Here is a 12865-nt window from a genome sequence, read left to right on the forward strand (position 1 = left end):
TCAGCGGTCGTTCATGTTTGTCATAATTAGCCACGGCATGGGTTTTATACTGGCGCCCTGCCCGTCGCGGAGCCCTGATATGACGTCGTTGTTCTCCCCAAGGCCGATCCTGGCAGGCGCCCGGGGCCGCCTGCTGATGTTTAACCTGCTGGTGGTGGCGGTGACGCTGATGGTCAGCGTGGTGGCGATCGTGGGGTTCCGCCATGCCGGCAACCTGCAGGAACAAATGCAGGCCCGTACCCTCAGTGAAATGACCGGCAGCATGGAGCTGGGACGCGATACCGCCAACGTGGCCATTGCCGCCATCCGCCTGTCCCAGGTGGTGGGCGCGCTGGAATACCAGAGCGAGGCTATGCGACTGGCGCAAACGCAGCTGGCGCTGCAATCTTCCCTGCGCCGGTTGGCGCAATCGCCGCTGGCCGGGAGCGAACCGGCGCTGGTGGAGCGCATCACCGGGCGCAGCGGCGCCCTGGAAGCCAGCGTCACCCGCCTGCTTGAGCTGGGCCATCAGCGGCATATGCAGCGCAACCAGCTGCTGAGCGAGCTGTACCAGTGCCAAATGTACCTGCGCCAGATTGATACCATCGCGGCCCGTGAACACCAGTTGGCGCCGACAGTCGCCCTCAGGGGCGAAATCGACCGCCTGCTGGATATCGCCATTCACACTACCAGCCCCCGGTCGGCGCTAATCCAACTGGATCAGGTGATGGCCGGCTGGCCGCCGGCCGGCGACGCCAGCGCCCTGCTGGGCGATAAAATCCGGTTATTTATGCTGAGCCAGCACAGTCTCGGCCCCCTGGGCCGCGAGCTGTCCGGCAGCGATCTGGCCATCGCCTATTACACCTATCATATCAAGGCGCTGGTCGGCATGCTGAACGGCGATATCAACCTGTATGTGCAAAAAGTGGCGGGGGAGTCGCGGGAGCGGATGCGCCAGACGCATAACGAACTGGCGTCAATCATCTATTTCATCGGCCTGTTTGCCCTGCTGTCGCTGGTCATCACCCTGTTCGCCGGCTGGTATATCTATCGCAACCTGGGGTCCAACCTGTCGGTTATCGCCGACGCCATGTCCCGTCTGGCCAGGGGCGAGCGCCAGGTCAGCGTGCCGGGACTGCACCGGCGCGACGAACTGGGCGATCTGGCGCGGGCCTTTAACGTCTTTGCCGGCAATACCGCGTCTTTGGAGCATACCTCGCGTCTGCTGAAAGAAAAAAGCACCCAGCTGGAAAATACCTTCCTGGCCATGCGCGACGGGTTTGCCCTGTTCGATCGGCGCGGCCACCTGGTGGTGTGGAACCCGCAATACCCGCTGCTGCTGGGGCTGCCGGCAACGCTGCTGTTTCGTGGCCAGCATTACCGGGAATTGCTGGCGTTCCTCGGCCGCAACCAGGCAAAGGCGCCCGGTTATCGCGACTGGCGCGAGGTGGCGGCCCACCTGCGCGCGCTTCAACCCCGCGCGCTGGAAATACACCTGGGAAACGGCCCTATCCTCGAGCTGCGTTTCAGCCCGGTGCCGCGCCACGGCATGGTCAATGTGGTCTTGGACCGCTCGGAGCGCAAGGCGCTGGAGCAGGCGCTGGTCCATAGCCAGAAAATGAAGGCGGTGGGACAGCTGACCGGCGGCCTGGCCCATGACTTCAATAACCTGCTGGCGGTGATTATCGGCAGCCTTGAGCTGTGCGCAAACGGCGACGGCCGCGACGGCGAGCGCATCGATCGCGCCCTGAAAGCCGCCGGGCGCGGCGCCCAGCTGACGCAGCGCCTGCTGGCCTTTTCCCGCAAACAGGCGCTGCATCCCCAGGCGGTGCAGTTGGCCGGGCTGGTGGATAACCTGAGCGAACTGCTGCGCCAAACGCTTGCGGTCAACCTCGCGCTGAAGCTTGAGCCTCAACTGCCCGGCTGGTTTGCCTGGATCGATGTCAACCAGTTGGAAAACGCCATTATGAACCTGGTGGTCAACGCCCGCGACGCCATGGAGGGACGCGGCGGCGAAATTATTATCCGTACCTATAACCAGCGGGTGGTGCGCGCCGGCGGCAGGAAGCAGGATATGGTGACGCTGGAGGTCGCCGACAGCGGCTGCGGTATGTCGGCCGAGGTGCAATCGCAGGTATTCGAGCCCTTTTTCACCACCAAAACGGTCGGCAGCGGCAGCGGCCTGGGGCTGTCGATGGTCTATGGCTTTATCCGCCAGTCCGGCGGCCGGGTGCAGATTGAATCGTCACCGGGCGCCGGCACGCTGGTGCGCCTGCAACTGCCGCGCGCGCCGGCCGCGACCCCGGTCCCGGCGCCGCCGGCCGAACCCGCTCCCGAGGCGCGCGAGGACTTGCTGGTGCTGATCCTTGACGATCAGGACGATGTGCGCGAAACCCTGCGCGAACAGCTGCATCAGTTGGGATACCTGACGCTCGCCACCGGCGACAGCGCCGAGGCCCTGATGCTGCTCGGGCGCACGCCGGATATCGCCCTGCTGATTAGCGATTTAATGCTGCCCGGCGCGCACAGCGGCGCCGATGTTATTCGCCTGGCCCGCCGGGCGAATCCGGCGCTGGCTACCCTGCTTATCAGCGGTCAGGATATGCGCCGCGACGGCTGCGGATTGCCCGACGCCGTCACGCTGCTGCGCAAGCCGTTTAGCCTGGCGCAATTGGCCCAGGCGCTGCGGCAGGCCTTAGGCGCAAGGCTAAACGGCCATGGGTGATGCTTAACGGTTACCCATTGATAAGACGTTTCGATCAATAAAAAAAACTGTTTGGTCCGACGATAACGCGCCGGATGATACCGGCAAATCCCCTCGCGTGGAAAACAGAAAAACCACGGCCCCGGTCAAGCGCCCATGCCGCCGCGTAGCGGACCCGGCATGATAAAAAACGGCATAATGGTCTTCGCGGCATATTTAAAGGCGCAGCGGTGCGAGAAATAATAACTATGATATCGGCGGATATTCCACCGCGTTTTTTTAATGTTGTTAGGTAATATGTAATAAATATAATTAATATGATTTCCTTCTAAAATTAACTTTCGTATTAAAAATAATTCATCATTTAGTTTCTATGGATATAGAAATCATGGCGACAGGCATGCCGCCAAAGGCATGGAATGGATATATTGCAAAAATCTAAAATCACGAAAAGATCACAATACATTGCGTAAAAAATGAGTTAATTTATGATTTACCGCAAGACATTGAGAATATATATGACAAACTCAGCAGACGCGAAATTGTCTCTATGGTCGCTTACGGCTTTGGTGGTGGGGTCGATGATCGGCGCCGGTATATTTTCCCTGCCGGCCACCTTCGGTCGCGCCACCGGCGGCTTCGGCGCCCTGATCGCCTGGTGTATCGCGGGCGGCGGTATGCTGATGCTGGCTTTTGTCTTCCAGACGCTGGCCCAGCGCAAGCCTGAACTCAATTCCGGGGTATTTATTTATGCCAAGGAAGGATTCGGCGATTATTTAGGTTTTGCCTCCGCCCTGGGATTCTGGGCGGGCACCTGTATAGGCAACGTTTCTTATTATATTTTAATAAAATCCACGCTTGGCGCCTTTTTTCCGATATTCGGCAATGGCGATACCGTGCCGGCGGTACTGGTGGCTTCGGTTATTCTCTGGGCATTCCATGTGCTGTTGTTGCGTGGCGTAAAAGGCGCCGCGTCAATCAATACCATCGCCACCTTCGCCAAAGTTATTCCGATATTCTGTTTTGTCATTGTCTTGATTTTCGCCTTCAAAGGCGATTTTTTTGCCGCCAATTTCTGGGGCGTCCCGGATTTGGCGCGCGGCGGCGACGTATCGCACCTCAACGACTACGGCTATGCCGGCCATGCCGCCCTGGCGATGGCGCCGGCGGCGCAGCCCGAATCGCTGTTTTCCCAGGTACGGAGCACCATGCTGGTGACGGTATTTGTCTTTTTAGGAATCGAGGGCGCCAGCGTCTATTCCCGCTATGCCCGGCAGCGCAGCCATATCGGCATTGCCACGGTGCTGGGTTTTATCGGCGTGCTGTGCCTGATGATACTGGTGACCATGCTGTCCTACGGCGTATTGCTGCGCCCGGACCTGGCCGCCTTGCGCCAGCCGTCCATGGCCGGCGTGCTGGAAGCGGTGGTGGGCCGCTGGGGTGCGGTGTTTATCAGCGCGGGGCTGATTATTTCGGTGCTCGGCGCATATCTCTCCTGGTCGCTGCTGGCGGCGGAAGTGCTGTTCTGCGCCGCCAAAAGCCAAAGCATGCCGAAGATATTCGCCACGGAAAATAGCCGGGCGGTCCCCTCCGCCGCCGTATGGCTGACCAATATCACCATCCAGGTTTTCCTGGTCCTGACGTTGTTTAGTGATTATGCCTTTCAGCTGGCGCTTGAATTGACCAGCTCGCTGACGCTTATCCCTTATTTACTGGTCGGCGCCTACGCCTTAAAGCTGGCCTGGACCGGCGAGACCTATGAAACCGATTGGCGGGGGCATAAAAAAGACCTGCTTTTTGCGGCAATCGCTACCTTTTACGCGTTGCTGATGATTTATGCCGGCGGATTAAAGTATCTGCTGTTGTCCGCCGTGATCTACGGACCCGGCACCGTGCTGTTTATTCTCGCAAAACGTGAACAGAAGGCGGAATTATTCACCGCGGCGGAACGGACAGTCTTTATCGTCGTGATGCTGGCGGCCATTGCGGCGCTGTGGAGTCTCGCCACCGGGGTTATCACCATCTAAATGACGGGAGCTGATATGACAGAGAAGCAAAAACCTGCGGAGTATGGCGTTTATTCGGAAGTGGGACGACTGCGCAAGGTCTTGGTGTGCGCGCCGGGGAGGGCGCATAATCGCCTGACGCCCAGTAACTGTGATGAACTGTTATTTGACGACGTGCTGTGGGTGGAGCGCGCCAAACGCGATCATTTCGACTTTATGACCAAAATGCGCGAGCAGGGCGTCGAGGTGGTGGAAATGCATAACCTGCTGGCGACGACCCTGGAAAATCCTTTGGCCAGGAGCTGGCTGCTTGATCAGCAAATCGTGCCCGATGAGGTAACGCTTGGGATATTAAGCGAAACCCGCAGTTTCCTCGATGGCCTGCCGCCGCGGATCCTGGCCGAAGTGCTGATAGGCGGCCTCTCCACCACCGAACTGGCCGCGCAGGGATATGCCGATCATGAGGAACTGACGCTGATCCGTGAAGCGGTGGGCATTACCGAGTACCTGCTGCCGCCGTTGCCCAATACCCTGTATACCCGCGACACGACCTGCTGGATCTACGGCGGCGTCACGCTTAACCCGCTTTACTGGCCGGCCCGCCATGAGGAAACATTGCTGATGGCGGCTATCTATAAATTCCATCCGGATTTTGCCCATGCCCATTTCGATGTCTGGTATGGCGATCCGACGGTTCACCACGGCACCGCCACCCTGGAAGGCGGCGATGTGATGCCTATCGGCAATAAAACGGTGCTCATCGGCATGAGCGAACGTACCTCGCACCAGGCCATTACCCAACTGGCGGCGTCGCTGTTCGCTAAAAAACAGTCCGGGGTGGAACGGGTAATGATTGCCGCCATGCCGAAACTGCGCGCGGCGATGCATCTGGATACGGTATTCACCTTCTGCGATCGGGATGTGGTGACGCTGTATCCGGCCATCGTCAATCAAATCAAAACGTTTTCCCTGCGTCCGGACGACGGCCCGACCGGCATGAAGCTCAGCCGCGACCCGGGCTCCTTTGTCGAGGCGGTGGCCGCGGCGTTAAACCTGGATACGCTGCGCGTGGTCGAAACCGAGGGCAATGATTACGATACCGAACGCCAGCAGTGGGACAGCGGCAATAACATGGTGGCGCTGTCTCCCGGCAAGGTCATGGCCTATGATCGCAATACCAAAACCAATACCCGGCTGCGTAAAGAAGGGGTGGAGGTCATTGAAATCGTGGGCAGCGAGCTGGGCCGCGGACGCGGCGGCGGTCATTGCATGACCTGTCCGCTGATTCGCGACGCGGTTGAGTGATCCCGCGCGCCAAGGGACAAGGCCGTCGGGATTGCGCCGATAACATCCGCCCGTTCACGCGGCGGCATCAATAAGAGAAGCAGTGGAACGGCGCGCTCTGCATAACGCCTGCCGGCGGCAACCTGACGGCGGGCGCCGGGGAGCGCGCCGTTTTTTACGTCATGAGCCCCGCCGCGTTTCCTCGCCGCCATAAGGTACTGTGGCTTAATGAGCGGTGAATTGAGTCAAAAATCCGGCGCAAAATGCACTACTCTTCTTTATCCCGGGTACGCCCAGCTTAAACGAGATGAGAGGATTGTGATGCTGTACCGCCGTTTCGAAAAATTTATCGACGTTTTCCAGGAAGCGCCGACGAAGGCGCCACCCGGCCGGGTATGGCCTTTCTATTGGTATTATCTGCGCCAGGTCTGGCCGAGCTTTGCCGCGCTGCTGGTGGTGGGTTTGGTCGGCGCGCTTATCGAGGTGGCGATGTTCAGCTACCTGAGCCGGATTATCGACCTGGTCAACGGCACGCCCGGCACGCGTTTTTTCAGCGAGCACGGCGGCGAACTGCTGTGGATGACGGTGGTGATCCTGTTGCTGCGTCCGGTGTTCATCGGCCTGCACGACCTGCTGGTGCACCAGACCATCAGCCCGGGTATGACCAGCCTGATCCGCTGGCAAAATCATAACTACGTGCTGCGCCAGAGCCTGAATTTTTTCCAGAATGATTTTGCCGGCCGCATCGCCCAGCGCATTATGCAAACCGGCAATTCACTGCGCGACTCGCTGGTGCAGGCGGTGGACGCCCTGTGGCATGTGTTGATTTACGCCATCACCACGCTGGTGCTGTTTGCCGAGGCGGATTGGCGTCTGGTGATCCCCCTGGTGGCCTGGATTTTCGGCTACCTGGTCTGCCTGTATTATTTCGTGCCCAGGGTCAAAGCCCGCTCGGTGGCGTCTTCAGAGGCGCGTTCCAAGCTGATGGGCTGTATTGTCGACGGCTATACCAATATCACCACCCTGAAACTGTTCGCGCATACGGCGCTGGAGCAGCAGTATGCCCGCGAGGCTATCAGCGAGCAGACGTATAAAACCCAGCTGGCAAGCCGTGTGGTCACCAGTATGGACGTGGTGATCACCACGCTCAACGGCCTGCTGATCGTCGGCACCACCGGGCTGGCGCTGTGGTTATGGACCCAGTCGCTGTTAAGCGTGGGCGCCATTGCGCTGGCCACCGGCCTGGTGATCCGCATCGTCAATATGTCGGGCTGGATCATGTGGGTGGTTAACGGCATTTTTGAAAATATCGGCATGGTGCAGGACGGCCTGGAAACCATCGCCCAACCGGTCAGCGTCACCGACCGGCCGCGGGCGCAGCGGCTGGTGGTCGACCGCGGCGCCATTCGGTTTGATCATGTTGATTTTAACTACGGCCGGGAGCGGCCGGTGATAAACGGGTTGGATCTGTTTATCCAACCCGGCGAAAAAATCGGTCTGATCGGCCCCTCCGGAGCCGGCAAGTCGACGCTGGTGAACCTGCTGCTGCGCCTGTACGACCTGGACGGCGGCCGGATTCTTATCGACGGGCAGGATATCGCCCACGTCAGCCAGGAGAGCCTGCGGGCGCAGATCGGCATGATCACCCAGGATACCTCCCTGCTGCACCGTTCTATCCGCGATAACCTGCTGTATGGCAAACCCGGCGCCAGCGACGAGCAACTGTGGGATGCCATTCGCCGCGCCCGCGCCGACGAGTTTATCCCGCTGCTGTCCGACCCGCAGGGCCGTACCGGCCTGGATGCCCATGTCGGCGAGCGCGGCGTGAAGCTCTCCGGCGGGCAGCGCCAGCGTATCGCCATCGCCCGGGTATTGCTGAAGGACGCGCCGATCCTGATTATGGACGAGGCGACCTCGGCGCTGGATTCGGAGGTGGAGGCGGCCATCCAGGAAAGCCTGGAGCTGCTGATGCGCGGCAAGACGGTCATTGCCATCGCCCACCGGCTGTCGACCATTATCAAGATGGATCGGCTGGTGGTGCTGGATAATGGGCGCATCGCCGAGGTCGGCAGCCATAACGAACTGCTGGCCCGCCAGGGGTTGTATGCCCGGTTATGGCAATACCAGACCGGCGGATTTGTCGGGGCGGAGTAATCAGGGCGGCGGCATGGCGCTTGGTCGGTGCCGGTTATCGCCACGTTTTGCTCAGTCCTGGCGGTAGGGTAGCGACTGCCTGGCGTCCTGCGCCCAGGCGCGCACGGCCTGTTGTTCTTGCGTCAGGAAATCGGCCACCGCCTCGCGCAGGCCGGGGTGGCGCAGGTAGTGCCATGAGTCGGTCAGCACCGGCTCGAAACCGCGGATAAGCTTATGCTCGCCCTGGGCGCCGGCGTCAAAACGCGCCAGCCCATGGGCAATGGCATAATCAATGCCCTGGTAAAAACAGGTTTCGAAATGCAGCCGATCGAATTCCGCCAGGCAGCCCCAATAGCGCCCGTAAAACGTATCGCCGTCCACCAGGCTGAAGGCCATGGCCACCGGGCGGCCCCGTTGGCTGGCCAGCACCACCCGGACGGCGTCGGGCATCCGTGCGGCCAGCAGGCTAAAAAAGTCCCGTGCCAGGTAGGGCGTGCGGCCGCGCACCTCATAGGTATTGGCGTAGCAGGCGTAGATAAAGTCCCACTGCGCCTCGCTCACCTGCCCGCCCGCAAGCCAGGCGAACTCAATGCCCTGCGCCAGGACCTGCCCGCGTTCCTTGCGCATTTGCTTGCGTTTGCGCGAGGTCAGGGCATCAAGAAAATCCTGGAAATCCCGGTAGCCGCGATTAAACCAATGATACTGGCAACCCAGGCGCCTGAGCCAGTCCGGCTCGGCCGCCAGCAGACCGTTGGCGCGGGAATCGGTAAAGTTGATATGCGCGCCCGAGAGGCCGTGGCGGGCCAGATGCCCCGGCAGCGCCGCCAGCAGCCGGGCGCCCGCCGCCGGGTCGCCGAGCAGCCTGGCGCCGGTTACCGGACTGAAGGGCACGGCGCCCAGCCATTTGGGATAATACTGAATACCGGCGCGTTCGCAGGCTTCCGCCCAGCCCTGATCGAAAACATATTCGCCATAGGAGTGGTGTTTCCGGTAGCCGGGCATGGCGGCAAGGGTACGGCCGTCCTCCACCCATAACAGATGGTCGGCTTGCCAGCCCGAACGCGGATCAAGGCTGCCGCTGTCCTCAAGCGACGACAGAAAAGCGTGGCGCAGAAAGGGTTGTCCGGCCGGGACCAGGGCATCCCACTCGCCGGCGGGAATATCGCGCAGGCGCGCCAGGGACGTTAAAGACATCACAATATGCTCCGGTGAAGTGCCGACAATCAGAAAGAACAGTAGCCAGTTGCCGCGCGATACGCAAGGGCGGGGGCACGCAGTGGCAAAGGCGCGGTATCTCAAGGCGGGTTAGTTTTCCAGCGTGAAGCGATGTGCCGTGCCGGGGTGCCGATAGTCCGTCCACACATAATCAGAGCGAATAAAAAAAATAGATCATACTTAGAGGGGAATAACGACATTATCAGGGGAACGCATGGGTTTTACGGGATGGACAGCGGCCGTGGGCGGCTTGTTATTAGTCATGTCGCTGGCGTCCGGCTGGATCCATCGCGGGCCCGTCACCTCATTCGGCGTATATCTGTTGGCGGGCATCGTCTGCGGTCCCTGGGTGCTGAACCTGCTGCGGGTGGATGTGGCCGCCCACGCGATGTTAATCGCGCATGTCACCGAAATTGCCATGGCCGCCTCGCTGTTTATTACCGGCCTCAAGCTGCGATTGCCGTTCCAGGACCAGGGCTGGCGCATGGGACTGCGCCTGGCTTTCCCGGCGATGATCCTGACGGTCGGCGGCGTGACGCTGGCCGCCCACTGGCTGACCGGATTCTCCTGGCCGCTATCCCTGGCCTTCGGCGCGATAGTGGCGCCGACCGATCCGGTGCTGGCCAGCCTGATTTCGGTTAACGACGCCCGCGACGACGATAGCCTGCGGGTCTCCCTGTCCAGCGAAGCGGGCATGAACGACGGCACGGCGCTGCCGATTTTAATGTTGGCCATGCTGCTGCTGACCACCCATGAGCCGCTGTCGTTCGGCATGCTGGGCCACTGGGCGCTGCGCGATGTCGCCTGGGCGCTGCTGGGCGGGCTGGGCATCGGTTTTGGCATGGGCCGGCTGATTGGCCATCTGGCCACGCACCTGAAAAGTACCCGGAACGACACCGCGCCCAATGATTTCCTGGCCCTGGCGCTGGTGGCATTAAGCTACGCCGCGGCGCAAAGCCTGGACGCGTCGGGCTTTTTAGCCACGTTTGCCGCCGGCGTCGGGCTCAGGCGCACCGAGCTGGGCATCTTTTCCCGGCATTCGCCGGACCATTTGCCGGAGGACGCGCGCGGCGGCACGGCGGAATCCCTGGTCAATCCCAACCAGCGCCATGAGTCCGGTGCGTCGGGGCCGCTGCGCTCCGTCGGCCTGGTGGTCAGCGACGCGCTCTCCTTTGGCGATACCATGGAACGGTTGTTTGCCGCCGGTATCGTTATCGTGTTGGGCGTCACCCTGGCGCTGCATTGGGATCCCATGGGATTGGTGCTGGCGGCAATCGTATTTTTGCTGGTTCGCCCGCTCGCAGTGTATGCGGCGACCATCGGCAGCGGCACGCCGCGCCTGCACCGGGTCTTGATCGGCTGGCTGGGTATCCGCGGCATCGGCAGCATCAACTATATTACCTGGGCCTATATCCACGGCCTGTCCGGCCCTGATGCCGAGCGCATGGCCAATATGGCGTTTACGCTGATTGTGGCAAGCGTTATCGTGCACGGCATCTCGGTTTCGCCGCTGCTTAACTGGCGGCAGGACAAAATGGCGGCGGCCGCGCAACGCGGGGACAGGCCCGACTCCTCCGGCGAGGGCTGAGCCGGTTGCCGCGCCGGTGTTTCTGGCTCAGGCTGCGCGCGATATGCGCAACGGCAGGAACATCGCCGCCACGAACGCCAACAGGTGCAGGCCCGAAAGCAGCGCAAAGGCCAGCAAGAATTGCCGCGGCTGGGCATGGGCGGGGTGTGGCGGGGTTAACGAGACGGCCATGGCCAGGAGCGTGGTCGCCACCGGCCCGCCGATCCGTTGTGCGATATTCAGCGCGGTGTTCGCCACGGCAAGCCTCGCTTTCGGTATCGACGCATACGCGGCCGATATGGATGGTATGCTGATGGTTCCCTGGCCCACGCCGGCGAGAAACAGGCTTGCCATGGCCCAGGCGGGGGAGAACAGATGGCTTGCCATCCACAGGAACGCCAGGGTGCTCAGGAACGCCAGCAACGCGCCGCCCGCCGAGACCGCGCGGCAGCCGTACCTGTCGGTCAACGCCCCCAGCAACGCAAACGAGCACATCATGCCGATCCCCGTCGCGGCGATAAGCCAGCCCGCGTGCGCGGCGGATAACCCACAGCCGGCTATCAGGTACAGCGGGACGATCAGCTGCCGGCCGTACATGATGCCGCTGGCGAAAAATTGTGTGATCGCGGCGACAGAGAAGGTCCGGTGCGAGAAAATCCGTACGTCGATCAGCGCTGAATCCCCCTTGCGCCAGGAATGGCGCACGAACCCGGCCAGGACCACGACGGCCGCAAGCAGCAGCCATCGTCCCCCGGCGTGCGCCGCATTTTGCAGCCCGTAAATCAACGCCACGAGGCCGGGGGAAATCAGCGCGAAACCGGGAAGATCGAACGGCCGCGATGGCAAGGTGACGGCATCACCCGGCAGCAGTAACGCCGCCAGTGCGACACCTGCCACCCCCACCGGTACGTTAAGGTAGAACAACCAGGACCAGGTGGCCTGCGTCAGGATCGTCCCGGCCACCACCGGGCCGAGAATGGGTGCGAGCAGGATAGGCAGCGTGGCGTAGCCCATCACCCGCGCCATGTTTTTCCCCGCCGCGCGCGCAATCATCATCTGCGTCATGGGCGCCAGCACGCCGCCCACCAGACCCTGGAACACCCGGGCGGCGATCAATCCGCCCATCGTTTGCGACGCGCCGCACAGAACGGACGCCAGGATAAAGACCGCGAAACAGATAAGATAAAGCCGCTTTGCGCCGATGCGATCCACGAGCCAGCCGTTGAGCGGCAGCATCAGGGTCATCGCCAGCAGATAGCCGCTGACGATCCACTGCGCCGTCGCAATCGATGAGCCGAGCGTATGGCTGATGGTCGAGAGTGAAACGTTGACCACGGTCGAATCGAGCTGCGTCATAAACGACCCGATCAAGACGACGACGGCCACTTTCCACACGGATGAGCCGATTTCGCCGGGCGCGTTGCCGCGCTTCGTTCCCGGGTTCATTTTTCGGCCAGTCGTTTGATGATCCCGCCGGCCTTGAAAAGCATGGCGCGTTCTTCCACGTCAAGTTCCGCGATCGCCTGCGATAACCACAGCCGTTTCGCCTCGCGGTTTTTCTTGCGTAGCTCAACCCCGCGCGCCGTCAGCTCGATAAGCACCTGGCGGCCGTCGGTGGCATGCGGCGTACGCCTGACGATGCCCATGTCTTCAAGCGCGGCAATGGTCGCGCCCATAGACTGCGGCTTCATCCTTTCAGCGCGCGCCAGCGCCGCCGTGGTGGCGGGGCCGTCGTTAGCCAGCCGCGACATGACGACAGACTCGGTCATTGAAAGTTCTCCCGCCCCGGATTCATTGCGGGTACGCCGGATAAGCATCCCTATCGCCTGCATAAAATCGAAAACGTCTTGCTCCGGGGTATTGGCTGACATGCTTTGGTCACCATAATGGGTAAATGATAGGGAAAGCATGAATGTTGCCAGTCAAACTTGCAAGATAAACTTGCAAGTTTGACTGTTAAGTGCAAATCTCATTCCT

Annotated in this window: 8 protein-coding genes; 5 read left to right on the top strand and 3 right to left on the bottom strand. The window is 61.1% G+C overall.

The annotated features are described in order from the left end of the window. Positions 1 to 88 precede the first annotated feature (88 nt). The 4 genes from ACL2XF_RS21680 (at position 89) to ACL2XF_RS21695 (ending at position 8127) form a co-directional block, all read left to right on the top strand. Positions 89 to 2704: an ATP-binding protein gene (locus tag ACL2XF_RS21680; RefSeq protein WP_413723511.1), complete on the top strand. Its 2616-nt coding sequence runs from the start codon at positions 89 to 91 to the stop codon at positions 2702 to 2704. Between the two features lie 497 nt (positions 2705 to 3201). Beyond that, positions 3202 to 4710 carry an amino acid permease gene (locus tag ACL2XF_RS21685; RefSeq protein WP_413727517.1) on the top strand — a complete coding sequence of 503 codons (1509 nt, stop codon included), beginning with the start codon at positions 3202 to 3204 and terminating at the stop codon, positions 4708 to 4710. 15 nt (positions 4711 to 4725) lie between these two features. Then, entirely contained in the window at positions 4726 to 5994 is a 1269-nt protein-coding gene (locus tag ACL2XF_RS21690; protein ID WP_410013039.1) for an arginine deiminase, read from the top strand. Positions 5995 to 6294: 300 nt separating this feature from the next. Continuing rightward, complete coding sequence (locus tag ACL2XF_RS21695) at positions 6295 to 8127, top strand: ABC transporter ATP-binding protein (protein WP_410016691.1); 1833 nt, start codon at positions 6295 to 6297, stop codon at positions 8125 to 8127. A 51-nt stretch (positions 8128 to 8178) separates the two neighbouring features. Here ACL2XF_RS21695 and ACL2XF_RS21700 read toward each other — a convergent pair whose 3' ends face one another. Next, positions 8179 to 9300 (bottom strand): GNAT family N-acetyltransferase, encoded by a 1122-nt coding sequence (locus ACL2XF_RS21700; protein ID WP_410016692.1) that lies wholly within the window; start codon positions 9298 to 9300, stop codon positions 8179 to 8181. Between the two features lie 235 nt (positions 9301 to 9535). On the opposite strand from ACL2XF_RS21700, the gene ACL2XF_RS21705 reads away from it, so the two are divergent. Next, a complete protein-coding gene (locus tag ACL2XF_RS21705; protein WP_413727518.1) occupies positions 9536 to 10909 on the top strand; it encodes a cation:proton antiporter in 1374 nt (457 codons plus the stop codon). 27 nt (positions 10910 to 10936) lie between these two features. Here ACL2XF_RS21705 and ACL2XF_RS21710 read toward each other — a convergent pair whose 3' ends face one another. Together ACL2XF_RS21710 and ACL2XF_RS21715 are read right to left on the bottom strand one after the other, a co-directional pair. Then, positions 10937 to 12334, bottom strand: a complete 1398-nt coding sequence (locus ACL2XF_RS21710; RefSeq protein ID WP_413727519.1) for a DHA2 family efflux MFS transporter permease subunit — start codon at positions 12332 to 12334, stop codon at positions 10937 to 10939. Further along, positions 12331 to 12759: a MarR family winged helix-turn-helix transcriptional regulator gene (locus ACL2XF_RS21715; protein WP_410013042.1), complete on the bottom strand. Its 429-nt coding sequence runs from the start codon at positions 12757 to 12759 to the stop codon at positions 12331 to 12333. The genes ACL2XF_RS21710 and ACL2XF_RS21715 overlap by 4 nt, the downstream gene beginning before the upstream one ends. Positions 12760 to 12865: the final 106 nt, after the last annotated feature.

It is taken from the genome of Sodalis sp. RH19 (assembly GCF_047324215.1).
GTDB lineage: Bacteria > Pseudomonadota > Gammaproteobacteria > Enterobacterales > Enterobacteriaceae > Acerihabitans.

Bases quoted from the DNA above. Each gene is read 5' to 3' on its own strand.
- ACL2XF_RS21705 (WP_413727518.1), top strand. From the start codon at position 9,536: ATGGGTTTTACGGGATGGACAGCGGCCGTGGGCGGCTTGTTATTAGTC.
- ACL2XF_RS21690 (WP_410013039.1), top strand. From the start codon at position 4,726: ATGACAGAGAAGCAAAAACCTGCGGAGTATGGCGTTTATTCGGAAGTG.
- ACL2XF_RS21715 (WP_410013042.1), bottom strand. From the start codon at position 12,759: ATGTCAGCCAATACCCCGGAGCAAGACGTTTTCGATTTTATGCAGGCG.
- ACL2XF_RS21700 (WP_410016692.1), bottom strand. From the start codon at position 9,300: ATGTCTTTAACGTCCCTGGCGCGCCTGCGCGATATTCCCGCCGGCGAG.
- ACL2XF_RS21710 (WP_413727519.1), bottom strand. From the start codon at position 12,334: ATGAACCCGGGAACGAAGCGCGGCAACGCGCCCGGCGAAATCGGCTCA.
- ACL2XF_RS21685 (WP_413727517.1), top strand. From the start codon at position 3,202: ATGACAAACTCAGCAGACGCGAAATTGTCTCTATGGTCGCTTACGGCT.
- ACL2XF_RS21695 (WP_410016691.1), top strand. From the start codon at position 6,295: ATGCTGTACCGCCGTTTCGAAAAATTTATCGACGTTTTCCAGGAAGCG.